Below are 26318 nucleotides of genomic sequence, written 5' to 3'. Positions count from 1 at the left end.
GCGGCGGTCAGGCCAGCGGGCCCGTCACGGACTCGGCGGCGGCGACGAGGCGTCCGCCGCGGACGAAGGCGTCGGCGGCGGCCAGGTCGGGGGCCAGGAAGCGGTCCGGGCCCGGACCCTGCACGCCCGCCGCGCGTACGGCGTCGATCACCGCGCGGGAGGCGGGCGCCGGGCTCAGGCCCTCGCGCAGTTCGAGGGCGCGGGTGGCCGCGTACAGCTCGACGGCGATGATCCGGGCGAGGTTGCCGACGGCGGTGCGCAGCTTGCGCGCGGCCGACCAGCCCATGGACACGTGGTCCTCCTGCATGGCGGAGGAGGGGATGGAGTCCGCGGAGGCCGGGACGGCGAGCCGCTTCATCTCGCTGACCAGCGCGGCCTGGGTGTACTGAGCGATCATCAGACCGGAGTCGACGCCCGCGTCGTCGGCGAGGAACGGCGGCAGGCCGTGGCTGCGGTTCTTGTCCAGCAGCCGGTCGGTGCGGCGCTCGGCGATGGAGCCGAGGTCGGCGGCCGCGATGGCGAGGAAGTCCAGCACGTAGGCGACGGGCGCGCCGTGGAAGTTGCCGTTGGACTCCACCCGGCCGTCGGGAAGGACCACGGGGTTGTCGACGGCGGAGGCCAGTTCGCGCTCGGCGACCAGGCGGGCGTGCGCGAGGGTGTCCCGGCCGGCGCCGGCGACCTGCGGGGCGCAACGCACCGAGTAGGCGTCCTGGACGCGGGGGGCGTCGTCCTGGTGGTGGCCGGTGAGCTGGGAGCCCTTGAGCACGGCCAGCATGTTGGCGGCGGAGGCGCCCTGGCCCGGGTGCGGGCGGATGGCGTGCAGTTCGGGGGCGAGCACCTTGTCCGTGCCGAGCAGCGCCTCGAGGCTGAGGGCGGCGGTGACGTCGGCGGACTTGTACAGGGTGTCGAGGTCGGCGAGGGCCATGACCAGCATGCCGAGCATGCCGTCGGTGCCGTTGAGGAGGGCGAGTCCCTCCTTCTCGCGCAGCTCCACGGGGGCGATCCCGTGCTCGGCGAGCAGTTCGCCGGCGGGCCGGACGGCGCCGTCGGGGCCCTCGGCGTCCCCCTCGCCCATCAGGGTCAGGGCGCAGTGGGAGAGCGGGGCGAGGTCGCCGGAGCAGCCCAGCGAGCCGTACTCGTGCACGACCGGGGTGATTCCGGCGTTGAGCACGTCGGCCATGGTCTGCGCGACCTCGGGCCGGACCCCGGTGTGTCCGGAGCAGACGGTCTTCAGCCGAAGGAACATCAGAGCGCGTACGACCTCGCGCTCGACCCGCGGGCCCATGCCGGCGGCGTGCGAGCGGACGATGTTGCGCTGGAGCTGGGCACGCAGTTCCCGGCTGATGTGCCGGGTCGCCAGGGCCCCGAAACCGGTGGAGACGCCGTAGACCGGGTCGGGCTTGGCCGCCAGGGCGTCCACGATCTCCCGGGCCGCCGCGAGGGCCGCCACGGCCTCGGCCGACAGCTCGATGCGGGCGCCGCCGCGCGCCACGGCGAGAACGTCGGACGCCGTGACACCGGACGTCCCCACCACCACAGTGTGCATATCCATATTCAGGAGCGTACGCATTGAATGCGCATGTGTCACTAGTGGGGTACGGGAGCGCCCCTTACCGCCCCGTGAGCTTCACCTCACGCGCCTCAGGGCAGCCGGCCCCGGAAGCGGCGCCGCTCGGCCCGCTCCGGCGGGGGCTCGTCGGCGAGGCGTACGACCGGGTCGTCCGGACCCTCCCGGCCCGCCACCACCGGCCGGTCCGCGCCCAGCGCCTTGGCCCGGTACTGCGCGGCGTCGGCCAGCCGGAAGAGCCGCCGGGCGTCGTGCACCGGCCCGATCGGATCCTCGGTCGAGGCGACGCCGCACGCCACCCCCTCGCCCAGCTCCAGCTCCCCGGCCCGCCGGCACAGCTCGTCCGCCGCCTTGACCACGTCGTCGGCCGGCGGCCCCGCCACCAGCAGGCAGAACTCGTCGCCGCCGAGCCGCGCGGCGAGCGCGCCCGGCACCATCGCCCCGCACAGCGAGAGCACCGAGCCGAACCGTTCCAGCAGCCGGTCGCCGACGGCGTGGCCGAGGGTGTCGTTGACCCGCTTGAGCCCGTTGAGGTCGCACACGACGAGACTGACGACGACGCCCCGGGTGCGGTGCGCCTCGACGGCCTCCTCCAGCCGCACGTCCACGGCACGGCGGTTGGCGAGACCGGTGAGGGAGTCGGTGAACGCCAGCCGCTGGGCCTCCTCCAGCCGCTCGGTCTGGGCCAGCCCGGCGGCGACGACCGCGGCCAGCACGGTGGCGAAGTCGGCGTCCGGCGGCCCGAACACCGGCACGCTGACCGCCCGGGCCACGTACAGCTCGCCCCACGCCCGGCCGTGCAGCACGACGGGGGCGACCACGCAGCAGCCCCGGCCGCGGCGGCGCAGCGCGGCCACCCGGTGGTGGAAGTAGCCCCGGTCGCCGGCGGCCGTGCCCTCGGCGGTCTCCACCCAGGCGTTCGGGCCGCCCCCGCCCGCCCAGCGCTCGTGCAGGAACTCGGTGATCTCCGGGAACTGGTGCACCGGGTAGGTCTCCGCCTCGGGGAACTCCTCCTCGTCCGGGCGGCGCTCCCCCACGTTCACCAGCACCCGCAGCCGGCCCAGGTCCCGCTCCCACACCGACAGCGCGGCGAAGCTGCCGTCCAGCGCCCAGCACGCGCCGAGCGCGGCGGCGCGCCACGACTCCATCGGCGCACGCGCCGCGGCCATCCCCTGAGCCAGCGCCACCACGGCGGCCAGCCGCTTGTCCTCACCCATTGCTCCAGATTAGGAAGAAAATGGGATGAACAGGAACATCAAGGGACCGAAGGTGACGCAGCGTGACGGTGGGGTCCGGCGTGACCGTGGCGCCCTTCACGCCCCCGCGCTCACTCCCCCGGCCACTGCGGCGCACGCTTCTCGTTGAAGGCCGCCACGCCCTCCGCCCGGTCCCCGGAGAACGCCACCGACCGCCACGCCGCGTCCTCGACCTCGAGCCCGGCCCGCAGATCCAGCCCGTGCCCCAGCCGCAGCGCCCGCTTGGCGGCCCGCAGCCCCACGGGCGAGTTCCCGGCGATCCGCGCCGCCAGCGCCAGCGCCTCCTCGCGGTCCCGGCCCTCCTCGGTCAGCTGGTCCACCAGGCCCAGACCGGCGGCCTCCGCCGCGTCCAGCCGCCGCGCGGTGAAGATCAGCTCGGCCGCCCTGGCCGCCCCGACCCGCCGGGGCAGCAACTGCGTACCGCCGCCGCCCGGAATCACGCCCACCGACACCTCGGGCAGCCCCACCACCGCCGTCGGGTCGGCCACGATCAGGTCGCAGGACAGCGCCAGCTCGAACCCGCCGCCCAGCGCGAAGCCGTGCACCGCCGCGATCGTCGGCATCGGCAGCTCCAGCACCCCGGTGTACGCCCCGCGCGCCACCGGCCGCTGCTTGACCAGGTCGGCGTCGCTGAAGGAGTTCCGCTCCTTCAGGTCGGCCCCGACGCAGAACGCGCGTTCGTGCGAGGAGGTCAGCACGACCACCCGCGCCTCCCGGTCGGCGGCGAGCGCCGCGCACGCGCCCGTGAGGGAGCGGGCCATCTCCGTCGAGACGGCGTTCATGGCCTTGGGCCGGTCCAGCACCAGCTCCGCCACGTGCCCGTGCCGCCGCACCAGCACGAACTCCCCGTACCGCTCCTCGCTCATGACGCCCTCCGGTTAACGCGGGTTAACTGACTGTCGGCCCCGATCATCGCAGTCGGACCCCGCCCCGGGAAAGGGCCGCCCGTATCGACGCCCTACACCCGTTCGAGTGACATCCCGGCCGTCTTGCCACACACCGCCCAGGGGAGCGCATAACGTGCGCTCCGCGCCACGGTGGGGAGGGGACCTCATGAGACCGATACGCGCCCAGTCCGGTGCCGGGGAAACGAATCAGCGGAGCGACGCCGCGCAGAGCGCCGCGCTCTTCGCGCGCCGCGGCCGGCACCGCAAGCCCCGCCCCCGCAAGGTGCTGCTCGCCGCCGGCGGACTGGCGCTGGCCGCCGGCGTCCTCAGCCTCGTCCGGGCCGCACCGGAGTCCGGTGTCGGCGCCCCGGACACGGCGCAGGCCGAGCCCCGCGTCGACCCGGGCGGCGGGACCACCGCCCGCTCCACGGACACGGCCGTGGCCGTCGGCGCCGCCCGCACGACCCGGCCCTCCGCCACCTCGGCCATGGGCGGGGTGAGCGCGGCCCCGACGGACCCGGCGGAGACGGACGAGGCCGTCCCCGGCCCCTCGGCCACCCGGGCGCCGCACCCGAGCGGCACCGGCGCCCCGACCACCGCCCCACGGCGCACCGAGCCGGCCCCGAGCGCACCGCACGCCTCGCCCACGGCGCCCGCGCCGACCCGGTCGTCCGCACCCGCACCACCGCCCGCGCCCACCCCGGGCCGGGGCACGACGACCCCGCCCACCCGGGACGACGGACTGTGCCTACCGGTGATCGGCCTCTGCGTGGACGTGCTGGGCGGCGGTCAGGACTGACCGTCGCGGCGGCCGAGCAGCCACGGCTCGACCACGCCGAGCCCGCGCACCGGGCGCTGCCACATCGGCTGGAGCGCGAAGCGGTACGAGGGCGGCTCCTCGCCCTCCTTCTCCGCGGCGGCCGCGGCCTCGGCGGCCTCCGCCTCGGACGCGGGCGCCTCCTTGGTGCGGATCAGCTCCTCGGCGAAGGCGCTGTCCACCAGCACGGCGTCGCGCGGGGCTATGGAGGTCAGCCGGGAGGCGAGGTTGACGGTCGTGCCGAAGACGTCGCCCATGCGCGTGGTGACCGTGCCGAACGCCATGCCGACGCGCAGCTCCGGCATCGTCTCGTCGTTGGCCATCGTCTCGACCAGCCGCAGCGCGATGTCCGCGGCCGTGCCGCCGTCGTCGGCGACGAAGAGCACCTCGTCGCCGAGCGTCTTGATGAGCCGCCCGCCGCGCGCCGCGACCAGGTCGGCGGCGGTGGTCTCGAAGGCCTCGACCAGCTCGCCGAGCTCCTCCTCCTCCATGCGGCGGGTCAGCCGGGTGAACCCGACCAGGTCGGCGAAGCCGACGGCGAGCCGCCGGTCGACCATCTCCTCGTCGTCGGCGGTCTGCACGACCCGGCCGGCGGAGGCGGCGAGCTGCCTCCGCCACACGTAGACCAGGAACTCCTCGAGCTCCGGCAGCAGCAGCTCGACGATCGGATAGGTGACCTCGGTGCGGGTCATGCCCGGCTCGGGCGGCTCGGTCAGACCCTCCAGGAAGGAATCGATCTGCCATTCGGCCAACCGGGCGGTGGTCTGTCCCGTGGACCGGGCCACCTGCACCGCCATGGCCTCGCTCAGCAGGCCCGCCTCGACCAGACCGGCGAGCCGCCGCAGGGCCAGCACGTCGGCCTCGGTGAGGGCCTTGGCCTGCCCGATGTCGGCGAAGCCCATGGCCCGCCAGAAGCGGGACGCCAGCTCCATGGAGACGCCCGCGCTGCGGGCCGCCTGGAACGGGGTGTAGCGCCGCTCGGCGCCGAGAATGAGCTGCTCGAGGCGCAGGGCGAGCGGATCCTCGCCGGGGTCGGCGGCGTGGGGGTCCACCCGCGCGTCCGCGCCGGAGCCCGTGTCGTCGACGGTCACGCCTGCTGCCCTTCCGATCTGCCGCGGTCAGGTACGACCGGCCTCAACTCTACGGCAGATGTGCGCCAGCTCACTCCGTTGGGTTGGGCTGGGGTCCGCTTGCGGTGCCGGTCAGCGGGGGCGTCTGCCGGGGTCCGGCACCCCCGGCCGCCCCGCGGCGGGGTCCGTCCCGGGGCGGCCCCTGCCCTGCTCGGCCGCGGGCCGTGGGGGCTGGTCGCGCAGTTCCCCGCGCCCCTTCTCGGGCGCGCCCGGTCGGCAAGGCGGAGCCGTGTCGTCGCGGCTCGGCAGCGGGCGTCATCCCGTCGTCCCCGGCCGCAGGTCCGTGGGGGTCGGTCGCGCAGTTCCCCGCGCCCCTTCAGGGGCACCCCCAGCCGGTGAGCGAGGCCATCCCGACGCGGCTCGGCAGCGGGTGCCAACCCGGCGTTCCCGGCCGCGGGTCCGTGGGGATCGGTCGCGCAGTTCCCCGCGCCCCTTCAGGGGCTCCCCCCCCCAGCCGGTAAGCGAGGCCACTCCGACGCGGCTCGACAGAGGGCGTCATCCCGTCGTCCCCGGCCGCGGGCCGTGGGGGTCGGTCGCGCAGTTCCCCGCGCCCCTTCTCGGGCGCGCCCGGTCGGCAAGGCGGAGCCGTGTCGTCGCGGCTCGGCAGCGGGTGCCAACCCGGCGTTCCCGGCCGCGGGTCCGTGGGGGTCGGTCGCGCAGTTCCCCGCGCCCCTTCAGGGGCACCCCCAGCCGGTGAGCGAGGCCATCCCGACGCGGCTCGGCAGCGGGTGCCAACCCGGCGTTCCCGGCCGCGGGTCCGTGGGGATCGGTCGCGCAGTTCCCCGCGCCCCTTCAGGGGCACCCCCAGCCGGTGAGCGAGGCCGCTGGCTATGCGGGGCGCAGGTGGACGATGTCGCCTGCGCCTACCGGTTCCCGGACTCCTGATTCCGTGGCGATGACCAGGCGGCCGTCGCCGTCCACCGCGATGGCCTCGCCGACGACGGAGCGGTTTCCGGGGAGTTCGGCGCGGACCGTGCGGCCCAGGGTGGCGCAGCCCGCCGCGTAGGTCTCCTGGAGTCCGCTGACGGCGGGGTCGCCGCCCGCGGAGCGCCAGCGTCCGTACCAGTCCTCCAGCGAGCGCAGCACGCCGCGCAGCAGCGGGTCCCGGTCGGTGCTCACCGCGCCGGCCAGCACCAGCGACCCCGCCTGCGGCACCGGCAGCTCCTGGGCGCGCAGGCTGACGTTGATGCCCACACCGATGACGACCCCGTCGTCCCCGGCCCGTTCCGCGAGGATGCCGCCGGTCTTGCGCTCCTCGCCGCCGACGGTCACCAGCAGGTCGTTGGGCCACTTGAGTGCCGTGTCCACGCCGGCCGCGCGGGACAGCCCCGTCGCCACCGCGACCCCGGTGAGCAGCGGCAGCCAGCCCCAGCGGGCCACCGGCACCTCGGCCGGCTTGAGCAGCACCGAGAAGAACAGGCCGGACCGCGGCGGCGCGGTCCACTGCCGGTCCAGCCGGCCCCGCCCGGCCGTCTGCTCCTCGGCGACCAGCACCGCGCCCTCGTCCGCCCGGCCGGCCGCGGCACTGGCCACCAGGTCGGAGTTGGTGGACCCGGTCCGCCGGACCAGCTCCAGCTCCGACCAAAGGCCGCCCTCCCGGATCAGCCCGCGCCGCAGCGCCGCGGCGTTCAGAGGCGGTCGGTCGAGATCGGACCAGCGGTTGTCGTCTGATGCATTGTGCGGCGTCATGCAAGTCACCCTAGGTGTGGGAAACGCCGCACTGCTGATGCGCAGCGGCACCACTACGCTACGGATGAGTAACCGTCCCCCCTTTTGAGCAGGCAGGGAGCCGCGATCCCGATGTCCGAGCCGGAAGAGCGCCAAGAGATCGACATCCACACGACCGCGGGCAAGCTCGCGGATCTGCAGCGCCGTATCCACGAGGCGACGCATGCCGGCTCGGAGCGCGCCGTCGAGAAGCAGCACGCCAAGGGCAAGCTGACGGCGCGTGAGCGCATCGAACTCCTCCTCGACGAGGGTTCCTTCGTCGAACTCGACGAGTTCGCCCGTCACCGTTCCACCAACTTCGGCCTGGAGCAGAACCGCCCGTACGGCGACGGCGTCGTGACCGGCTACGGCACGGTCGACGGCCGCCCGGTCGCGGTGTTCTCCCAGGACTTCACCGTCTTCGGCGGAGCCCTCGGCGAGGTCTACGGCCAGAAGATCGTCAAGGTGATGGACTTCGCGCTGAAGACCGGCTGCCCGGTCATCGGCATCAACGACTCCGGCGGCGCGCGCATCCAGGAAGGCGTGGCCTCCCTCGGCGCGTACGGCGAGATCTTCCGCCGCAACACCCACGCGTCCGGGGTGATCCCGCAGATCAGCCTGGTGGTCGGCCCGTGCGCGGGCGGCGCGGTGTACTCGCCGGCGATCACCGACTTCACGGTCATGGTCGACCAGACCTCGCACATGTTCATCACCGGCCCGGACGTCATCAAGACGGTCACCGGCGAGGACGTCGGCTTCGAGGAGCTGGGCGGCGCCCGCACCCACAACTCCGCCTCCGGTGTGGCCCACCACATGGCCGGGGACGAGAAGGACGCCATCGAGTACGTCAAGCAGCTGCTGTCGTACCTGCCGTCCAACAACCTCAGCGAGGCCCCGGTCTTCGCCGAGGAGGCGGACCTCACGGTCAACGCCGAGGACCTGGAGCTGGACACCCTGGTCCCGGACAGCGCGAACCAGCCGTACGACATCCGCACGGTGATCGAACACGTGCTGGACGACGCCGAGTTCTTCGAGACGCAGGCGCTGTTCGCGCCGAACATCGTCACCGGCTTCGGACGGGTCGAGGGCCACCCGGTGGGCGTCGTCGCCAACCAGCCGATGCAGTTCGCCGGCTGCCTGGACATCGACGCCTCGGAGAAGGCCGCCCGCTTCGTACGGACCTGCGACGCCTTCAACGTCCCGGTGCTCACCTTCGTCGACGTGCCGGGCTTCCTGCCGGGCGTCGACCAGGAGCACACCGGCATCATCCGGCGCGGCGCCAAGCTGATCTTCGCCTACGCCGAGGCGACGGTCCCGCTGATCACCGTCATCACCCGCAAGGCCTTCGGCGGCGCCTACGACGTCATGGGCTCCAAGCACCTGGGCGCCGACCTCAACCTGGCCTGGCCGACCGCCCAGATCGCCGTCATGGGCGCCCAGGGCGCCGTCAACATCCTGCACCGCCGCACCATCGCCGAGGCGGAGGGCCAGGGGGACGGCGAGGCCACCCGGGCCCGGCTGATCCAGGAGTACGAGGACACCCTCCTCAACCCCTACGTCGCGGCCGAGCGGGGTTACGTCGACGCGGTGATCATGCCGTCCGACACCCGCTCCCACATCGTCCGCGGCCTGCGTCAACTGCGCACGAAGCGGGAATCCCTGCCTCCGAAGAAGCACGGCAACATCCCCCTGTAGGACCTGTGGGGCCCGTCCGGCGGACCACGGCGGACGGGCCCCCGCCCCGCGGACCCCTGGAGCGGTCATGAACATCAAGGTCGTACGAGGCAATCCGACCCCCGAGGAGCTGGCCGCCGCCCTGGCGGTGGTCAGGGCCCGCGCCGTGGCGGCCGCCGCGGCGCCGCCCGGCGCGCCCGGGACCAGGGACTCGTGGTCGGACCCGGCCCGCATCGCGTCCGCGCGCCTGCCCCAGCCGGGCCCGGCGTCCTGGACCCGCACCTACTGGCCGAGCTGAGTCCCGCGCCGGGTGCCGACTTGAGTACGGGTACTCAGGCGCCCGGCCCGGAGCCGGCCGCAGGCTGGGGGGATGCTGTGGTCAGACCCCGAGAACGAGCCGCCCGAAGAACTGCGCGACACGCAGGAGATGCTGCGGCGGCTCGGACTCGTCCTGGCCCTGGCGATGGTGCTCGGCATGATCGTGATCGGTCTGCGGTAGCGCGGCGCCCGATCCGCGCGGGAGGGCCTAACCTGGCCGCATGACTGCCAAGCCACGCAGGCGGCTCGTGCTCGCCTCCCAGTCCCCCGCCCGGCTCGGTCTGCTGCGCCAGGCCGGCCTCGCTCCCGAGGTGATCGTGAGCGGGGTCGACGAGGACGCCGTCAGCGCCCCCACCCCGGCGGAGCTCGCGCTCGCCCTGGCCGAGGCCAAGGCCTCGGTGGTGGCGGCCAGGCCGGACGTGCTGGGCGCCCTGGTGATCGGCTGCGACTCGGTGCTGGAGCTGGACGGGCAGGCGCTCGGCAAGCCCGCCGACCCCGAGGAGGCCACCGCCCGCTGGAAGGCGATGCGCGGGCGGGCCGGCACCCTGCAGACCGGGCACTGCGTGTGGGACACGACGGCCAAGCGGTACGTCTCCGCGACCGCGTCCACCGTCGTGCGCTTCGGCGATCCCTCGGACGAGGAGATCGCCGCGTACGTCGCCTCCGGCGAACCCCTCTACGTCGCCGGGGCGTTCACCCTGGACGGCCGTTCGGCGCCGTTCATCGAGGGCATCGACGGCGACCACGGCAACGTGATCGGCATCAGCCTGCCCCTCGTTCGCCGGTTGCTGGCCGAACTGGGCGTCGGCATCACGGAGTTGTGGGCGCCGGCTGAGTGACCTGGGCGGGCACGGACTCCCGCGGCCCCTCCTCGCCGTCCCGCCGCTCGCCCGCACCGCCGTGCGCGGCGCCCGCGGCCTCCGGAGACCCGGCGGCCGGCTCGTCCTCGGCCCTCGGGTCGCCGCCCGCCCCGGGGGCGCCGCCGGACACGCTCCGCTCCGGGCCGGCGTCCCGGTCGTAGGTCACCAGGAGCAGGACGATCAGGGCGAGCATCACCACCATGAACACGAAGGCCGACCAGCCCACCAGGCTCAGCGTGAAGGCCCCCAGCAGGCCGTGCACGACCGCCACGCTGACCAGCAGCACCCGGCCGAAGCCGGCGGGGGCGCGGTCGCGCAGCGCCACCAGCAGGGCCACCAGGGCGCACAGGGCGAAGTAGAGACCGAAGACCACGCCGCCGATCTTCGAGGACGTCGACATGACGTCCGGGTCGAGTCCGGCCAGCGACATCTTCTGGCGCTCCACGACCACCCCGAGGAACCAGTTCAGCGCCCCGAGGCCGAACGCCTCGCCCAGAAGGACGATCGCTACGACCCATGCCACCGGTCTGCGCACCACCGGCTCCCACCCACTTTCCACCCAAAACCCGGTTACCCCGGGTACGTTCGCGTCGTCGCGAACGCTACTAACGGGTAAACCCTGGGACAAGGGTTCGGCCACCGGCAAAGAATCATTGGGCCATTCGTAGGGACTCGACAAAGAAACGGAGTGGGGCGCGGCACCCTCTCACAGAGACCTTGACCACACGTCGGGGCTAGGGTTGCCCGGAGGAGTCCTGCCACACCCCAGGTGCGACATGGACTTTCGCGGGTCGAGCGGGCCTCGGATCACGCTCCGTGTGGGCAAGCTCACCATTGGGAACGGGTCGATGAGCCGTGTCGGCAGTCCCTAAACTCGGCTTGTTTCAAGGAGGGAGCCTCAATCGTGCGCAAGGTGCTCATCGCCAACCGTGGCGAAATCGCTGTCCGCGTGGCCCGGGCCTGCCGGGACGCCGGGATCGCGAGCGTGGCCGTCTACGCCGACCCGGACCGGGACGCTCTGCATGTCCGCGCGGCGGATGAGGCGTTCGCTCTGGGCGGTGACACTCCGGCCACCAGCTATCTGGACATCCAGAAGGTGCTCAACGCCGCCCGGGAGTCCGGGGCCGACGCCATCCATCCGGGCTACGGCTTCCTCTCGGAGAACGCGGAGTTCGCGCAGGCCGTGCTGGACGCCGGCCTGATCTGGATCGGCCCGCCGCCGCAGGCGATCCGCGACCTGGGCGACAAGGTCGCCGCCCGGCACATCGCCCAGCGCGCCGGCGCCCCGCTGGTCGCCGGCACGTCCGACCCCGTCTCCGGCGCGGACGAGGTCGTCGCCTTCGCCGAGGAGCACGGCCTGCCGATCGCCATCAAGGCGGCCTTCGGCGGCGGTGGCCGCGGTCTGAAGGTGGCCAGGACCCTCGAGGAGGTCCCGGAGCTGTACGACTCCGCGGTGCGCGAGGCGGTCGCCGCCTTCGGCCGCGGCGAGTGCTTCGTCGAGCGGTACCTCGACCGGCCGCGCCACGTGGAGACCCAGTGCCTGGCCGACAAGCACGGCAACGTGGTCGTCGTCTCGACCCGTGACTGCTCGCTGCAGCGCCGGCACCAGAAGCTGGTCGAGGAGGCCCCGGCGCCGTTCCTCTCCGAGGAGCAGGTCGCCGAGCTGTACCGCGCCTCGAAGGCCATCCTGAAGGAGGCCGGCTACGAGGGCGCCGGCACCTGTGAGTTCCTGGTCGGCCAGGACGGCACGATCTCCTTCCTCGAGGTCAACACCCGCCTCCAGGTGGAGCACCCGGTGACCGAGGAGGTCGCCGGCATCGACCTGGTCCGCGAGATGTTCCGCATCGCCGACGGCGAGGAGCTGGGTTACGACGACCCGGCGCTGCGCGGACACTCGTTCGAGTTCCGGATCAACGGCGAGGACCCGGGCCGCAACTTCCTGCCCGCCCCCGGCACGGTCACCCGCTTCGAGGCGCCGGCCGGTCCCGGTGTCCGGCTGGACGCGGGCGTGGAGGCCGGCAGTGTGATCGGCCCGGCCTGGGACTCCCTGCTGGCCAAGCTGGTCGTCACCGGCCGCACCCGCAAGGAGGCCCTGGAGCGGGCCGCCCGGGCGCTGGACGAGTTCCAGGTCGAGGGCATGGCCACGGCCATCCCGTTCCACCGCGTGGTGGTCAGGGACCCGGCGTTCGCCCCCGAGCTGACCGGCTCGGACGACGCGTTCACGGTCCACACCCGCTGGATCGAGACGGAGTTCGTCAACGAGATCAAGCCCTTCTCGGCTCCGGCCGACGTCGAGGGCGATGAGGAGACGGGCCGCGAGACCGTCGTCGTCGAGGTCGGCGGCAAGCGCCTCGAGGTCTCCCTGCCGTCCTCCCTGGGCATGTCGCTGGCCCGCACCGGCCTCGCCGCCGGCGCCAAGCCGAAGCGGCGCGCGGCCAAGAAGTCCGGCCCGGTGGCCTCCGGCGACACCCTCGCCTCCCCGATGCAGGGCACCATCGTGAAGGTCGCCGTGGAGGAGGGCCAGGAGGTCAAGGAGGGCGACCTGGTCGTCGTCCTGGAGGCCATGAAGATGGAGCAGCCGCTCAACGCCCACCGGTCCGGCACCATCAAGGGCCTGAACTTCGAGGTGGGCGCCTCGGTCACGTCCGGCGCCGCGATCTGCGAGATCAAGGACTGACGCCAGACACCCCGAAACACCGACGCCCGGCGCCGCCCATCAGGGCCGCCGGGCGTCCGGCTTCTCCGGCCCGCCCCCGCAGCCCCACCCTCCGGCTCCGCCGCGCGCCCGGGTCACGAAGACGACCACCCCGGCGCGCTCACCGCCCGGGGCCCGACTCGGGCGCCGACCGGGACAGGGGGGCCGCGGCCCGGCGACTCCACCGCCGCCCTCGACCACGCGGCCACTGTCGTGGGCCGGGACACCGGCCCGCACCCCGGGCCCGCCGCGCCCGTCGGGCGGCCTCACCGCCGAGACGCGGCGACGGCTCCTCCGGGCCGCGGCCGCGCCCGCGGGTCCTGCGGCGTCGGTACGCCCATCCGCGCTCGGTGCCCGGGCTGCCGAAGTCCCTGCGCGTCAGTCGCGCCACGAGCGGCGCAAGCCGCCCAGTCCCCCGGCGGAAGCGGCAGCCCGGCTCCGCACGCGGTGTCCTCAGCGCCCGCGAAGACATCCGGCAGCGCGTCCACAAGGGTCCCCGCCCACGAAGGGGCTCAAGTCTCAGGCCCGCTGGGCTCACCGGCCCATGAAGACTCCGCTCGGCGTCCGCAGAGCACCCTGTGCTGCGCCCGGGCCGGCAACAGCCCGGGTCGGGTGTCAGCGCCTGCGCAGGTCGGCGACGCGGCCCCGTTCGGCTCCTGACGGCTGGTCGCCGAGCATGCCTCGCAGTGCGCCTCCGGCGACCTGCCCCCGGCGGGGGCCCGGCAGCGAGGAGGACCTCTGCTGCCGGGCCGCGGGCATGGGTTCACCCACCGGGTTTCCCCCCGCCCCCGCCACGGTGATCTGCACGCCCTGGTCGGCGAGGGCCTGCAGCTCGGTGCCGGCGCGGTCGTCGTGGGCGGGCGGCTCGTCGGTCACCAGCCGGGTGACGAGGTCCGTCGGCACCGTCTGGAACATCGTGTCGGTGCCCAGCTTGGTGTGGTCGGCGAGGACCACGACCTCCGCGGCGGCCTGCACCAGCGCCCGGTCGACGGACGCCGAGAGCATGTTGGACGTGGACAGCCCGCGCTCCGCGGTGAGCCCGCTCCCGGACAGGAAGGCCTTGGAGACCCTGAGCCCCTGGAGGGACTGCTCGGCGCCGGAACCGACGAGGGCGTAGTTGGAGCCGCGCAGGGTGCCGCCGGTCATCACGACCTCCACCCGGTTGGCATGGGCCAGCGCCTGGGCCACCAGCAGGGAGTTGGTGACGACGGTCAGCCCGGGCACCCGCGCGAGCCGGCGGGCCAGCTCCTGCGTGGTGGTGCCCGCCCCGACCACGATGGCCTCGCCCTCTTCGACGAGGCCTGCGGCGAGGTCGGCGATGGCCGTCTTCTCGGCGGTCGCGAGATGGGACTTCTGCGGAAAGCCGGACTCCCGCGTGAACCCGCCCGGCAGTACCGCACCGCCGTGCCGGCGGTCGAGGAGTCCTTCTGCCTCCAGTGCGCGCACGTCCCGCCGTACGGTCACTTCGGAGGTCTGGACGACGCGGGCGAGTTCACGGAGCGACACGGCTCCGTTCGCTCGCACCATTTCGAGAATCAATTGGCGACGTTCTGCAGCGAACACGAAACTGACAGTAACCCCAACGACCGTCTGGTTTCAGCAGTTTGCGCCGAATAACAGAAGTTGTTCGCACGGCAGGGCGGGAGGTGGTATAGGACCTAGTCCGCCCGCCTATGCCGCACGCATGCTCGACAACTCCCCGTGACCAGCGGGAAGTCGGCCGGCGCCGGTCAGGCCTCGATGCCCGCCTTGCGCGTGTGCAACTGCCGCGCCACCTCCGCGATCGACCCCGAAAGCGAGGGGTACACCGTGAAGGCCTTCGCGATCTGCTCGACCGTCAGATTGTTGTCGACGGCGATCGAGATGGGGTGGATCAGTTCCGAGGCGCGCGGCGCGACGACGACACCGCCGACCACGATGCCCGTGCCCGGCCGGCAGAAGATCTTGACGAAGCCGTCCCGGATGCCCTGCATCTTCGCGCGCGGGTTGCGCAGCAGCGGCAGCTTCACCACCCGGGCGTCGATCTTGCCCGCGTCCACGTCCGCCTGGCTGTAGCCGACGGTGGCGATCTCGGGGTCGGTGAAGACGTTGGAGGAGACCGTCTTCAGATTCAGCGGGGCCACCGCGTCGCCGAGGAAGTGGTACATCGCGATGCGCCCCTGCATCGCCGCGACCGACGCGAGGGCGAAGACGCCCGTGACGTCACCGGCCGCGTAGACGCCCGGAGCGGTGGTGCGGGACACCTTGTCGGTCCAGATGTGCCCGGAGTCGCGCAGCCTGACGCCGGCCTCCTCCAGACCCAGGCCCGCGCTGTTGGGGATGGCGCCCACGGCCATGAGGCAGTGCGAGCCGGTGATGACCCGGCCGTCGGCCAGCGTCACCTCGACCCGGTCGCCGACGCGCTTGGCGGACTGCGCGCGGGAGCGGGCCATGACGTTCATGCCGCGGCGGCGGAAGACGTCCTCGAGGACCGCGGCGGCGTCCGGGTCCTCGCCGGGCAGCACCCGGTCGCGGGAGGAGACCAGGGTGACCTTGGACCCCAGCGCCTGGTAGGCGCCGGCGAACTCGGCGCCGGTGACGCCGGAGCCGACCACGATCAGTTCGTCCGGCAGCTCGGTGAGGTCGTAGACCTGCGTCCAGTTGAGGATGCGCTCGCCGTCGGGCTGGGCGTCGGGCAGCTCGCGCGGGTGGCCGCCGGTGGCGATGAGGACGGCGTCGGCGGTGAGGGTCTCCTCGGTGCCGTCGGCGGCGGTGACGACGACCTTGCGGGAACCGTCCAGGGACTGCATGCCGTCGAGCCGGCCCCGGCCGCGCATCACCCGGGCGCCGGCCCGGGTCACGGACGCGGTGATGTCGTGGGACTGGGCGAGCGCGAGGCGCTTCACCCGGCGGTTGACCTTGCCGAGGTCCACGCCGACCACCCGGGCCGCCTGCTCCAGCGGCGGGGTGTCGTCGGCGACGATGATGCCCAGCTCCTCGTAGGAGGAGTCGAAGGTGGTCATCACCTCGGCCGTAGCGATAAGGGTCTTCGACGGCACGCAGTCGGTCAGCACCGACGCTCCGCCCAGACCGTCGCAGTCGACGACGGTCACCTCCGCGCCGAGCTGGGCGGCCACCAGGGCCGCTTCATATCCGCCGGGTCCGCCACCGATGATCACGATCCGAGTCACGTACCCCATTGTCCCGCACGCTTCAAGGTGCGACCGCCCCGGGGCGTCGGCCGCCGCCTCCGGCACGTGCGGGGCGGCGGTTTCGCCTGCCGTACCCTTCGTGCATGTCGCTCTATGCCGCGTACGCCGGCAACCTCGACGCCCGGCTGATGTCCCGCCGCGCCCCGCACTCCCCGCAGCGCGCCGTGGGCTGGCTGAACGGCTGGCGGCTCACCTTCGGCGGCGAGCAGCTCGGCTGGGAGGGGGCGCTGGCGACGATCGTCGAGGAGCCCGGGGCCCAGGTCTTCGTCGGCCTGTACGACATCGCGCCGATGGACGAGGAGTCCCTCGACCGGTGGGAGGGCGTGGGCCTGGGGATCTACCGCCGCGTCCGGCTCCGCGTGCACACCCTGGAGGGCGAGGAGCCGGCCTGGGTGTACGCCCTCAACGGCTACGAGGGCGGACTGCCCTCGGCCCGCTACCTGGGCGAGATCGCGGACGCGGCGGAATCGGCGGGAGCGCCGCACGACTACGTGATGGAGCTGCGGAAGCGGCCGTGTTAGGCGGAGACCGCACCTGGCGCCCCCGCATCGGCGGTGCCGCACCAGGCGCCCCCGGCACATCTGGCGTGCCGCAGCAGGCGCCCCCGCACCAGGCGCCCCACCGGACGTCCCGCGCCGGCCGCGTCCGGCCGGAGACGGTGCCGTGTCTCGTTGGAAACGACAAGACAACGATCGCCATCCCGTCGGCTCCGTCATCTACGCGCGTAGGCGAGAACCGGCTAGGCTCGTCGTGTGAACGCATCTCTTCTTCCGGACGACATCCAGGGCGATCCCTACGCCGCCGCCGACGCCGCCGCCGCGCGCCTGCGCGAACTGACCGGCGCCGAGACCCACGACGTCGCCCTCGTGATGGGCTCCGGCTGGGCTCCGGCCGTCGACGCCCTGGGCGCCCCCGACGCCGAGTTCCAGGTCACCGAGCTGCCCGGCTTCCCGCCGCCGGCCGTCGAGGGGCACGGCGGCAAGGTCCGCTCGTACTCCTCCGGTGACAAGCGCGCCCTGGTGTTCCTGGGCCGCACGCACTACTACGAGGGCCGCGGGGTCGCCGCCGTCGCGCACGGCGTCCGCACGGCCGTCGCCGCCGGCTGCAAGACCGTGGTCCTCACCAACGGCTGCGGCGGCCTGCGCGAGGGCATGCGCCCCGGCCAGCCGGTGCTGATCAGCGATCACATCAACCTGACGGCGACCTCGCCGATCGTCGGCGCGAACTTCGTCGACCTCACCGACCTCTACTCCCCGCGCCTGCGCGCCCTGTGCAAGGAGATCGACTCCAGCCTGGAGGAGGGCGTCTACGCGCAGTTCCCCGGCCCGCACTACGAGACCCCGGCGGAGATCCGCATGGCCCGCGTCATCGGCGCGGACCTGGTCGGCATGTCCACGGTGCTCGAGGCGATCGCCGCCCGTGAGGCCGGCGCCGAGGTGCTGGGCATCTCCCTGGTCACCAACCTCGCCGCGGGCATGACCGGCGAGCCGCTGAACCACGAGGAGGTCCTCCAGGCGGGCCGCGACTCGGCGGCGCGCATGGGCCAGCTGCTGACGCAGGTACTGGGCAGGATCTGAGAGACCGCACGCCCGCCGGCCCGGCCGGCCGGGCGGTGCGGAACGGGGGTCCGGGGGCGAGGCCTCCGGCAGGAACTGAGGAGAGGTTGATACCAAGGTGCACGACGAACTCATCGCCAAGGCCAAGGCATGGCTCGCCGAGGACCCCGACCCGCGCACCCGCGAGGAGCTGGCCGGGCTGATCGACGCCGGTGACGTGCCGGCGCTGGCGGACCGGTTCTCCGGCACCCTCCAGTTCGGCACCGCGGGCCTGCGCGGCGAGCTGGGCGCCGGGCCGATGCGCATGAACCGCGCGGTCGTCATCCGTGCCGCGGCCGGCCTCGCCGCGTACCTGAGGAAGCACGGGGCCGCCCACGGCGGCGCGGACGCCGGGCTGGTCGTCATCGGCTACGACGCCCGCCACATGTCCGCCGACTTCGCCCGGGACACCGCCGCCGTGGTGACCGGCGCCGGCCTGCGGGCCGCCGTACTGCCGCGCCCCCTGCCCACCCCGGTCCTGGCGTTCGCCATCCGGCACCTGGGCGCGGTCGCGGGCGTGGAGGTCACCGCCAGCCACAACCCGCCCCGGGACAACGGCTACAAGGTGTACCTCGGCGACGGCTCCCAGATCGTCCCGCCCGCCGACGCGGAGATCGCCGCCGAGATCGACGCGATCGCCTCGCTGAGCGACGTCCCCCGCCCGGAGTCCGGCTGGGAGACGCTGGACGACTCGGTCCTGGACGCCTATCTGGCCCGTACGGACGCCGTCCTGGCCGCCGGCTCCCCGCGCACCGCCCGCACGGTCTACACGGCGATGCACGGCGTCGGCCGGGACGTCCTGCTGGCCGCGTTCGCCCGCGCCGGCTTCCCGGAGCCGGTGCTGGTCGCCGAGCAGGCCGACCCGGACCCGGACTTCCCGACGGTGGCCTTCCCCAACCCGGAGGAGCCGGGCGCCATGGACCTGGCGTTCGCGCGGGCCCGCGCCACGGACCCGGACCTGGTCATCGCCAACGACCCGGACGCCGACCGCTGCGCCGTGGCCGTCAAGGACGGCGCCGACTGGCGGATGCTGCGCGGCGACGAGGTGGGCTCGCTGCTCGCCGCCCACCTGGTCGGGCGCGGCGTCACCGGCGCCTTCGCCGAGTCGATCGTGTCCTCCTCCCTGCTCGGCCGGATCGCCGAGAGCGCGAAACTGCCGTACGAGGAGACCCTGACCGGCTTCAAGTGGATCGCCCGCGTGGACGGCCTGCGCTACGGCTACGAGGAGGCGCTGGGCTACTGCGTCGACCCGGAGGGCGTGCGGGACAAGGACGGCATCACCGCCGCGCTGCTGATCACCGAGCTGGCCTCGGTGCTCAAGGAGCAGGGCCGCACCCTGCTCGACCTGCTCGACGACCTGGCCGTGGAGCACGGGCTGCACGCGACCGACCAGCTCTCGGTCCGCGTCCAGGACCTCTCCGTCATCTCCGACGCGATGCGCCGGCTGCGCGAGCGGCCCCCGACCGAGCTGGCGGGCCTGGCCATCACCCGCGCCGAGGACCTGACCCGGGGCACGGACCGGCTGCCGCCCACCGACGGCCTGCGCTACACGCTCGACGGCGCCCGGGTCGTCGTCCGCCCCAGCGGCACCGAGCCCAAGCTGAAGTGCTACCTGGAGGTCGTCGTCCCGGCCCCCGGCCACGCCGCCCTCCCGGCGGCCCGCACCAGGGCGGCCGAGCTCCTGGAGGCCCTGAAGCGCGACCTGTCGGCGGCGGCGGGCCTCTGAGCGGCCCTTCTTCATCGGATCACCGCACGTCCCCAGACCCGGCCCCGCTACCGTGACGGATGACCCTCTGCGCACAGGGTGTCACGGAGCGGGGCCGGTTCGGTGAGGGCGGTATGACGGTCGACGGACAGACGGAACGGCTCAGGACCGAGGCGGACGAGCCGGGCTGGGAGGTCGACCCGGACGACGAGTGGGGCGACGCTCCGACGGTGCCTTCAACGGCCGGCCCATCACCGATCCGAAACAGCTGCGCGTTCTAGAGCTGCGCTATGGCACCATCCGCGCGCAGGCTCTCCCGCCCCGGGAGTCCCTGGCCTTGATCGAGAGACTGCTGGGAGAGACATGATGCGCGAGCCTTCCGCCGGCGACGCCTCTGAAGCGGCGTGGTTCAAGAGCAGCTACAGCGGCGGCACCGACGGCGAATCCTGCGTCGAGATCGCGATAGCCCCCCGCACCGTCCGCGTCCGCGACTCCAAGAACACCGAGGGCCCCGCTCTCGCCCTCTCCCCCGCAGCCTGGGACTGCTTCCTGCCTTACGCCGCCCGCTGACTCAGCCCACGGCCAGCAGGACCACCAGCAGCACCGCCCCGGCGACCGCGGGGGCGATCACCTCGTAGGCCCAGCGGACCGTCACCTCGCCCTGGGCCGTGCCGGCCGGGCCCCGGCGCTCCGCGGTGGCCCGCAGGTCGGCGATGATCTGGTCGGACTCCGCCCGGGTCGGGCCGTCCTGGTCGCCGGTGCCGCCGAGCACGCCGCCGAGGCCGAGCCCGCCCAGCCCGCCCGAGCGGCCGCCCCGGGCCGCCGCCTCCGCGCGTGCCTGGCGGCGCGCGGCCCTCTTGCGGGCGCGCAGCGAGACCGGGATGGCCCAGAGCTGGTACTTGTCGCCGGAGTTGGCGACGACCTCGTTGGTGTAGCCGGAGCGCAGTGAGGCGACCTCGCCCCAGGGCAGGGTGACCGACCGGAAGGGGTTGCGGACCCGGAGCCGGTCCTCGCCCGAGAACACCGCCGGGCGCAGCGTGAAGGCGATCACCAGCGGAACGGCGAGGATCAGGGCGGCGAGCGCCAGCCAGGGGGTGCGCCCGTGCCCGCGGACCAGCGCGTCGAAGCCCAGCCAGCCGGCGAGCACCAGCAGCAGCACACCGGCCACGAGCGCCATGGGCGAGCGGTAGATCACGTCCTTGGCGGTGGGCCGTGGCTCGGGAGACTGGTGGTCCGGGGTCGTCATGGTGCCGATTCTGCCCGACGCCGGGGAGGCGCTCCCCCGCGCCCCGGCCCGAGCGCTCGTCCGTGAGCGCCGGGCAGGTGGCGAGCGTCACGGGGCTATACATCCGCTACGCGCGTAGATATGCTCGTCTGGTGACCATGCCCACCACTGCATCCCCCGCACAGCCTTTCGCTGACGTCACCGCGTCCGACAGCACGCTGCGCCGCTTCCTCCACGGGCTGCCCGGCGTCGACGCGGTCGGCCTGGAGGCGCGCGCCGCGTCTCTCGGCACCCGTTCCATCAAGACCACCGCGAAGGCGTACGCCATCGACCTCGCCATCTCGATGGTCGACCTGACGACGCTGGAAGGCGCGGACACCCCGGGCAAGGTCCGGGCGCTCGGCGCCAAGGCGGTCCGTCCCGACCCGACGGACCGCACCACGCCCGCGACCGCGGCCGTCTGCGTCTACCCCGACATGGTGGCCACCGCCAAGGAGGCCGTCGCCGGCTCCGGCGTGAAGGTCGCCTCGGTCGCCACCGCCTTCCCGGCCGGCCGGGCCGCCCTCGGGGTGAAGCTGGCCGACGTCCGGGACGCCGTCGCCGCGGGCGCCGACGAGATCGACATGGTCATCGACCGCGGCGCCTTCCTCGCGGGCGACTACCTCAAGGTGCACGACGAGATCGTCGCCGTGAAGGAGGCCTGCGGCACAAGCGCCCGGCTCAAGGTCATCTTCGAGACCGGCGAGCTGTCGACGTACGACAACATCCGCCGGGCGAGCTGGCTGGGCATGATGGCGGGCGCCGACTTCATCAAGACGTCGACCGGCAAGGTGGCGGTGAACGCCACGCCCGCCAACACCCTGCTCATGCTGGAGGCCGTCCGCGACTTCCGCGCCCAGACCGGGGTCCAGGTCGGCGTGAAGCCGGCCGGCGGCATCCGCACCACCAAGGACGCCATCAAGTTCCTGGTCCTGGTCAACGAGACCGCGGGCGAGGACTGGCTGGACAACCACTGGTTCCGCTTCGGCGCCTCCTCGCTCCTGAACGACCTGCTGATGCAGCGTCAGAAGCTGGCCACCGGCCGCTACTCCGGCCCCGACTACGTGACGGTGGACTGATCACCATGGCATCCGCATTCGAGTACGCACCGGCGCCCGAGTCCCGCGCGGTCGTCGACATCGCCCCCTCCTACGGCCTGTTCATCGACGGCGAGTTCACCGAGGCCGCCGCCGGCAAGGTCTTCAAGACGGTCTCGCCGTCGACGGAGGAGGTGCTCTCCGAGGTCGCGCAGGCCGGCGCCGAGGACGTCGACCGCGCCGTGAAGGCCGCCCGCAAGGCCTTCGAGAAGTGGTCGGCGCTGCCCGGCTCCGAGCGCGCCAAGTACCTGTTCCGCATCGCGCGCATCATCCAGGAGCGCAGCCGCGAGCTCGCGGTCCTGGAGACGCTGGACAACGGCAAGCCGATCAAGGAGACCCGGGACGCGGACCTCCCGCTGGTCGCGGCCCACTTCTTCTACTACGCGGGCTGGGCCGACAAGCTCGGCCACGCCGGGTTCGGCACGGACCCGAAGCCCCTCGGCGTCGCCGGCCAGGTGATCCCGTGGAACTTCCCGCTGCTGATGCTGGCGTGGAAGATCGCCCCGGCGCTGGCGACCGGCAACACGGTCGTGCTGAAGCCGGCCGAGACCACCCCGCTGTCGGCCCTGTTCTTCGCGGACATCTGCCGCCAGGCGGGCCTGCCCAAGGGCGTCGTCAACATCCTCCCGGGCTACGGCGACACGGGCGCCGCGCTGGTCGCGCACCCGGACGTGAACAAGGTCGCGTTCACCGGGTCGACGAACGTCGGCAAGGAGATCGCCCGGACCGTCGCCGGCACCCGCAAGAAGCTCACCCTGGAACTGGGCGGCAAGGGCGCCAACATCGTCTTCGACGACGCGCCGATCGACCAGGCCGTCGAGGGCATCGTGAACGGCATCTTCTTCAACCAGGGCCAGGTCTGCTGCGCGGGCTCCCGGCTGCTGGTCCAGGAGTCGATCCACGACGAGCTGCTCGACTCCCTCAAGCGCCGGCTGTCCACCCTGCGGCTCGGCGACCCGCTCGACAAGAACACCGACATCGGCGCGATCAACTCCGCCGAGCAGCTCGCCCGGATCACCGCGCTCGCCGAGCAGGGCGAGGCGGAGGGCGCCGAGCGCTGGTCCCCGGCCTGCGAACTGCCCGGCTCCGGCTACTGGTTCGCACCGACGCTCTTCACGAACGTCACCCAGGCGCACACCATCGCCCGCGACGAGATCTTCGGCCCGGTGCTGTCGGTGCTCACCTTCCGCACGCCCGACGAGGCCGTCGCCAAGGCCAACAACACCGCGTACGGCCTGTCGGCGGGCATCTGGACCGAGAAGGGCTCCCGGATCCTGGCCGTGGCGGGCAAGCTGCGCGCCGGTGTCGTCTGGTCCAACACGTTCAACAAGTTCGACCCGACCTCGCCGTTCGGCGGCTTCAAGGAGTCGGGCTTCGGCCGCGAGGGCGGCCGCCACGGCCTGGAGGCGTACCTCGATGTCTGAGCAGAACCGTCTGAGCGTCTTCAAGACCTACAAGCTGTACGTCGGCGGGAAGTTCCCGCGTTCCGAGAGCGGCCGGGTGTACGAGGTGACGGACTCGAAGGGCAACTGGTCGGCCAACGCTCCGCAGTCCTCCCGCAAGGACGCCCGTGACGCGGTGGTCGCCGCGCGCAAGGCGTTCGGCGGCTGGGCCGGCGCGACCGCCTACAACCGCGGCCAGGTCCTCTACCGCGTCGCGGAGATGCTGGAGGGCCGCCGGGAGCAGTTCGTCCGGGAGGTCGCGGACGCCGAGGGCCTGTCGAAGTCCAAGGCGGCCGCGGTCGTGGACGCCGCGATCGACCGCTGGGTCTGGTACGCCGGCTGGACCGACAAGATCGCCCAGGTGGTGGGCGGCGCCAACCCGGTCGCGGGCCCGTTCTTCAACCTCTCCTCCCCGGAGCCGACCGGCGTGGTCGCCGTCCTGGCCCCGCAGGAGTCGTCGTTCCTCGGGCTGGTCTCGGTGGTGGCCCCGGTGATCGCCACCGGCAACACGGCGGTCGTGATCGCCTCCGAGAAGGCCCCGCTGCCCGCCCTGTCCCTGGGCGAGGTGCTGGCCACCTCCGACGTCCCCGGCGGTGTCGTCAACATCCTGTCGGGCCGTACGGCGGAGATCGCCGCGCCGCTCGCCGCGCACCAGGACGTCAACGCGATCGACCTCGCGGGCGCCGACGAGGCGCTGGCGAAGGAGCTGGAGATCGCGGCGGCGGACAACCTGAAGCGCGTCCTGCGTCCACAGGCTGTGGATTACTTCGCGACGCCGGGCACCGACCGTATGACGGCGTTCCTGGAGACCAAGACGGTCTGGCACCCGACGGGCTCCCTGGGCGCGTCCGGCTCGGCGTACTGAGCCGTCCCGCGCCCGCACGAGCGAGCCGCGTCACCCCTCCGTCCGGGGGTGGCGCGGCTCTTCGTCGTGACCGGGGCTCGGGCCGGCCGGCGCCGGTCAGGCTTGCGGGTTCATGACCTGCCCCACCACCGGCAGGTTGCCGAACGAGTCCGCCTCGGCGACCGGATGGGTCAGGTCGCGGGAGCTGACCGGCTTGAAGTCGGCGATCTGGGTGCCGACGCCGTTGTCCAGCGGGTCGACGCCGGTGCCCGCGAGCGGGTTGGGCTTGAGGCCGGAGACGGGGCCGGTGGCGTAGCCGACCGTGCCGGTGAGGGACGTCAGACCCGCGGCCGGGTCGAGGTCCCCGAGCGCGGCGGGCGCGTCGGCGGTCCGGGCCCCGCCGTCCGCGTGCGCGGACGCCGCGCCCGCTCCCAGCGCCGCTCCGGCGGCCGCGAGGGCGATCAGGGCGCGCTGCACGGTGGGGTGCTGGGAGGAAGTGTGTCGGGCCATCGCCGATGCCGCCTTCTGGTGCGCAGGGTAAACAGATCAGCACGTAGGGTAGTTGAGATGTGACGCGCGCTCCAAAGCCGACCCGCGGGGTCGGCAGGAGCGCCGCCATGCGTCAAACTGGTGTTCCGTGAGCCTTCATCCGCCGTCCCCCGCCCGCGTCGTGCTGCTCTGCGGCCCCTCGGGTTCGGGCAAGTCCCTCGTCGCCGCCCGTTCCGGGCTCCCCGTGCTGCGCCTCGACGACTTCTACAAGGAGGCGGGCGACCCGACCCTGCCGCTGGTGGACGGGAGTTCGGACGTCGACTGGGACCACCCCAGGTCGTGGGACGCGGACGCCGCGGTCGAGGCCATCGCCCGGCTGTGCGCCACGGGAGCGACGCCGGTGCCGGTGTACGACATCTCGCTGAGCGCCCGTACCGGCGAGCAGACGCTGAGCATCGGGTCCGCGCCGCTGTTCATCGCGGAGGGCATCTTCGCCGCCGAGATCGTGCGGCGTTGCCGGGAGCAGGGCGTGCTGGCAGACGCGTTGTGCCTGAGCCGGGGTTCGGTCACCACCTTCCGCCGGCGCTTCCTGCGGGACCTCAGGGAAAGCCGCAAGTCGGTGCCGTTCCTGCTGCGGCGGGGCTGGCGGCTGATGCGCACCGAGCGGTCGATCGTGGCCCGGCAGGTCTCCCTGGGCGCCCACCCCTGCGACCGGGACGAGGCGCTGGACCGGATGGCGGCGGCCGGCCGGCCGGCGCCGCAGCGGACGGTGGCGTAACGGACGCCGGCGTAGCCGGGGACGCGCGGCGCGCACAACGCGAGGCGGGACTGGACGGGCCGAGGCCCGCCAGTCCCGCTCCTTTTCGCTCCCCCGTGGGTTCCACCCCCCAGTGGTCCCCCGTTCCCCCGTTGCTCCCCCCCTGACCTCAGGCGACCAGCTCGCCGAAGGCGTTCTCCTCGTCACGGCCGAAGCTGAGGACCTCGTCCTCGCGCAGCCGGCGCAGGGAGCGCCAGATGCTGGACTTCACCGTGCCGACGCTGATGCCGAGGATCTCCGCGATCTCCGGGTCCGTGCGGCCCTCGTAGTAGCGCAGGACCAGCATGGTGCGCTGGAGTTCGGGCAGCCGGGCCAGCGCCTGCCACAGGACCGCGCGCAGTTCGGTGCCGCGCATCGCGTCCGTGTCGCCGGGCGTCTCCGGCAGTTCCTCGGTCGGGTACTCGTTGAGCTTGCGGCGCCGCCAGGCGCTGATGTGCAGGTTGGTCATCGTGCGGCGCAGGTAGCCGCCGACCGCCGCCTTGTCGCTGATCCGCTCCCACGCCCGGTACGTCGAGAACAGCGCGCTCTGCAGCAGGTCCTCGGCCTCGAAGCGGTCGCCGGTCAGGTGGTAGGCGGTGGCGTACAGGGAGGCGCGGCGCTCCTGGACGTAGGCGGTGAACTCCGCCTCGGTCAGCGAGCGACGCTCCCCCGGTTCCTCCCCGTACGCCGGTCCCCCGTGCGTCTCCCCCGTGCGGGCGTCGACCACCGTCATGTAACCGGTGTGCTGACGCCCGGTGCCGCGGGAGCACCCCCGTCCTCCCATGGCACCGGACTTCTCCGGGCCCCGGTGCACGTCGTGCAGACGCGTGACCACTGCGCTGGTGCTGATGCTGTGCAGCGTGTTCATCTCGCGCTCCCCGTCGTGGACTTCCGGTGCCCCGGCCTGCTCGGTCCTGCTTTCTTGCCTGTGCCGAGTAGCTTGCCGAGTGACCTTCATGGCCGTGTCCGCCGACTGTCACAGAC

General features: G+C 73.3%; 25 protein-coding genes and 1 pseudogene. 15 read left to right on the top strand and 11 right to left on the bottom strand.

Translation table 11 applies throughout. The annotated features are described in order from the left end of the window. Window positions 1-7: 7 nt before the first annotated feature. From hutH to ACFYU0_RS23185, 3 genes are all read right to left on the bottom strand, one after another. The gene (gene hutH, locus ACFYU0_RS23195) at window positions 8-1546 is read right to left on the bottom strand and encodes a histidine ammonia-lyase (protein WP_389304121.1); all 1539 of its coding nucleotides are present in this window, start codon (window positions 1544-1546) and stop codon (window positions 8-10) included. Window positions 1547-1641: 95 nt separating this feature from the next. After that, on the bottom strand, window positions 1642-2784 hold the full coding sequence (locus ACFYU0_RS23190) for a GGDEF domain-containing protein (protein ID WP_351671512.1): 1143 nt from the start codon (window positions 2782-2784) through the stop codon (window positions 1642-1644). A 110-nt stretch (window positions 2785-2894) separates the two neighbouring features. Further along, on the bottom strand, window positions 2895-3689 hold the full coding sequence (locus tag ACFYU0_RS23185) for an enoyl-CoA hydratase/isomerase family protein (protein ID WP_389303865.1): 795 nt from the start codon (window positions 3687-3689) through the stop codon (window positions 2895-2897). A 187-nt stretch (window positions 3690-3876) separates the two neighbouring features. On the opposite strand from ACFYU0_RS23185, the gene ACFYU0_RS23180 reads away from it, so the two are divergent. Beyond that, the gene (locus tag ACFYU0_RS23180; RefSeq protein WP_389303863.1) at window positions 3877-4509 is read left to right on the top strand and encodes a hypothetical protein; all 633 of its coding nucleotides are present in this window, start codon (window positions 3877-3879) and stop codon (window positions 4507-4509) included. Here the strand turns inward: ACFYU0_RS23180 and ACFYU0_RS23175 are convergent. Together ACFYU0_RS23175 and ACFYU0_RS23170 are read right to left on the bottom strand one after the other, a co-directional pair. Continuing rightward, complete coding sequence (locus tag ACFYU0_RS23175) at window positions 4500-5618, bottom strand: adenylate/guanylate cyclase domain-containing protein (RefSeq protein ID WP_199211737.1); 1119 nt, start codon at window positions 5616-5618, stop codon at window positions 4500-4502. The genes ACFYU0_RS23180 and ACFYU0_RS23175 overlap by 10 nt on opposite strands. An 867-nt stretch (window positions 5619-6485) precedes the next feature. Further along, on the bottom strand, window positions 6486-7346 hold the full coding sequence (locus tag ACFYU0_RS23170) for a biotin--[acetyl-CoA-carboxylase] ligase (RefSeq protein ID WP_351671503.1): 861 nt from the start codon (window positions 7344-7346) through the stop codon (window positions 6486-6488). Between the two features lie 111 nt (window positions 7347-7457). On the opposite strand from ACFYU0_RS23170, the gene ACFYU0_RS23165 reads away from it, so the two are divergent. The 4 genes from ACFYU0_RS23165 (at window position 7458) to ACFYU0_RS23150 (ending at window position 10195) form a co-directional block, all read left to right on the top strand. Next, complete coding sequence (locus ACFYU0_RS23165) at window positions 7458-9059, top strand: acyl-CoA carboxylase subunit beta (RefSeq protein ID WP_351671501.1); 1602 nt, start codon at window positions 7458-7460, stop codon at window positions 9057-9059. Between the two features lie 67 nt (window positions 9060-9126). Beyond that, window positions 9127-9336, top strand: a complete 210-nt coding sequence (locus ACFYU0_RS23160; protein WP_250402483.1) for an acyl-CoA carboxylase epsilon subunit — start codon at window positions 9127-9129, stop codon at window positions 9334-9336. A gap of 72 nt (window positions 9337-9408) precedes the next feature. Continuing rightward, window positions 9409-9537 (top strand): morphogenic membrane protein MmpB, encoded by a 129-nt coding sequence (mmpB, locus tag ACFYU0_RS23155; protein ID WP_268894155.1) that lies wholly within the window; start codon window positions 9409-9411, stop codon window positions 9535-9537. Window positions 9538-9577: 40 nt separating this feature from the next. Then, window positions 9578-10195, top strand: a complete 618-nt coding sequence (locus ACFYU0_RS23150) for a nucleoside triphosphate pyrophosphatase (protein ID WP_351671496.1) — start codon at window positions 9578-9580, stop codon at window positions 10193-10195. Here ACFYU0_RS23150 and ACFYU0_RS23145 read toward each other — a convergent pair. After that, a complete protein-coding gene (locus ACFYU0_RS23145; RefSeq protein ID WP_389303859.1) occupies window positions 10167-10739 on the bottom strand; it encodes a hypothetical protein in 573 nt (190 codons plus the stop codon). The genes ACFYU0_RS23150 and ACFYU0_RS23145 overlap by 29 nt on opposite strands. A gap of 381 nt (window positions 10740-11120) precedes the next feature. Here ACFYU0_RS23145 and ACFYU0_RS23140 point away from each other — a divergent pair, with 381 nt between their 5' ends. Further along, window positions 11121-12893 (top strand): biotin carboxylase N-terminal domain-containing protein, encoded by a 1773-nt coding sequence (locus ACFYU0_RS23140; RefSeq protein WP_351671490.1) that lies wholly within the window; start codon window positions 11121-11123, stop codon window positions 12891-12893. 633 nt (window positions 12894-13526) lie between these two features. On the opposite strand, the gene ACFYU0_RS23135 is transcribed toward ACFYU0_RS23140, so the two are convergent. Together ACFYU0_RS23135 and ACFYU0_RS23130 are read right to left on the bottom strand one after the other, a co-directional pair. Continuing rightward, window positions 13527-14474, bottom strand: coding sequence for a DeoR/GlpR family DNA-binding transcription regulator (locus ACFYU0_RS23135; RefSeq protein WP_351671487.1), 948 nt, complete (start codon window positions 14472-14474; stop codon window positions 13527-13529). 167 nt (window positions 14475-14641) lie between these two features. Next, window positions 14642-16090, bottom strand: coding sequence for an NAD(P)H-quinone dehydrogenase (locus tag ACFYU0_RS23130; RefSeq protein ID WP_351671484.1), 1449 nt, complete (start codon window positions 16088-16090; stop codon window positions 14642-14644). A 95-nt stretch (window positions 16091-16185) separates the two neighbouring features. Here ACFYU0_RS23130 and ACFYU0_RS23125 point away from each other — a divergent pair, with 95 nt between their 5' ends. The 5 genes and pseudogenes from ACFYU0_RS23125 (at window position 16186) to ACFYU0_RS23105 (ending at window position 19972) form a co-directional block, all read left to right on the top strand. Continuing rightward, window positions 16186-16623, top strand: a complete 438-nt coding sequence (locus tag ACFYU0_RS23125) for a gamma-glutamylcyclotransferase (RefSeq protein ID WP_351671481.1) — start codon at window positions 16186-16188, stop codon at window positions 16621-16623. Window positions 16624-16854: 231 nt separating this feature from the next. Beyond that, the gene (locus ACFYU0_RS23120; protein ID WP_351671478.1) at window positions 16855-17679 is read left to right on the top strand and encodes a purine-nucleoside phosphorylase; all 825 of its coding nucleotides are present in this window, start codon (window positions 16855-16857) and stop codon (window positions 17677-17679) included. A 97-nt stretch (window positions 17680-17776) separates the two neighbouring features. Beyond that, window positions 17777-19423, top strand: coding sequence for a phospho-sugar mutase (locus ACFYU0_RS23115; protein WP_389303856.1), 1647 nt, complete (start codon window positions 17777-17779; stop codon window positions 19421-19423). A 181-nt stretch (window positions 19424-19604) separates the two neighbouring features. Beyond that, a pseudogene (locus ACFYU0_RS23110) lies at window positions 19605-19769 on the top strand (transcriptional regulator); the annotation flags it as partial. Then, window positions 19766-19972, top strand: coding sequence for a DUF397 domain-containing protein (locus ACFYU0_RS23105; RefSeq protein WP_389303854.1), 207 nt, complete (start codon window positions 19766-19768; stop codon window positions 19970-19972). The pseudogene ACFYU0_RS23110 and the gene ACFYU0_RS23105, both read left to right, overlap by 4 nt. A gap of 1 nt (window position 19973) precedes the next feature. On the opposite strand, the gene ACFYU0_RS23100 is transcribed toward ACFYU0_RS23105, so the two are convergent. Next, window positions 19974-20648, bottom strand: coding sequence for a PH domain-containing protein (locus ACFYU0_RS23100; RefSeq protein ID WP_389303853.1), 675 nt, complete (start codon window positions 20646-20648; stop codon window positions 19974-19976). 137 nt (window positions 20649-20785) lie between these two features. Here ACFYU0_RS23100 and deoC point away from each other — a divergent pair, with 137 nt between their 5' ends. From deoC to ACFYU0_RS23085, 3 genes are read left to right on the top strand one after another with little or no spacing between them, the layout of a single operon-like run. After that, window positions 20786-21745, top strand: coding sequence for a deoxyribose-phosphate aldolase (gene deoC / locus ACFYU0_RS23095; RefSeq protein ID WP_351671466.1), 960 nt, complete (start codon window positions 20786-20788; stop codon window positions 21743-21745). A 5-nt stretch (window positions 21746-21750) separates the two neighbouring features. Further along, window positions 21751-23187, top strand: coding sequence for an aldehyde dehydrogenase family protein (locus tag ACFYU0_RS23090; RefSeq protein WP_351671463.1), 1437 nt, complete (start codon window positions 21751-21753; stop codon window positions 23185-23187). Continuing rightward, window positions 23180-24070, top strand: coding sequence for an aldehyde dehydrogenase family protein (locus ACFYU0_RS23085; protein ID WP_351671460.1), 891 nt, complete (start codon window positions 23180-23182; stop codon window positions 24068-24070). The genes ACFYU0_RS23090 and ACFYU0_RS23085 overlap by 8 nt, the downstream gene beginning before the upstream one ends. Before the next feature lie 96 nt (window positions 24071-24166). Here ACFYU0_RS23085 and ACFYU0_RS23080 read toward each other — a convergent pair whose 3' ends face one another. After that, a complete protein-coding gene (locus ACFYU0_RS23080) occupies window positions 24167-24559 on the bottom strand; it encodes a hypothetical protein (protein WP_389303851.1) in 393 nt (130 codons plus the stop codon). 160 nt (window positions 24560-24719) lie between these two features. Here ACFYU0_RS23080 and ACFYU0_RS23075 point away from each other — a divergent pair, with 160 nt between their 5' ends. Then, a complete protein-coding gene (locus ACFYU0_RS23075) occupies window positions 24720-25316 on the top strand; it encodes a uridine kinase (RefSeq protein ID WP_389304119.1) in 597 nt (198 codons plus the stop codon). A gap of 148 nt (window positions 25317-25464) precedes the next feature. Here the strand turns inward: ACFYU0_RS23075 and ACFYU0_RS23070 are convergent, their stop codons facing one another. After that, a complete protein-coding gene (locus ACFYU0_RS23070) occupies window positions 25465-26202 on the bottom strand; it encodes a SigE family RNA polymerase sigma factor (protein WP_389303849.1) in 738 nt (245 codons plus the stop codon). Window positions 26203-26318 lie beyond the last annotated feature (116 nt).

Origin of the sequence: Streptomyces sp. NPDC003720, assembly GCF_042875075.1 — a bacterium.
Classification (GTDB): domain Bacteria; phylum Actinomycetota; class Actinomycetes; order Streptomycetales; family Streptomycetaceae; genus Streptomyces.
This window is presented reverse-complemented; position numbering and strand designations above follow the sequence as displayed.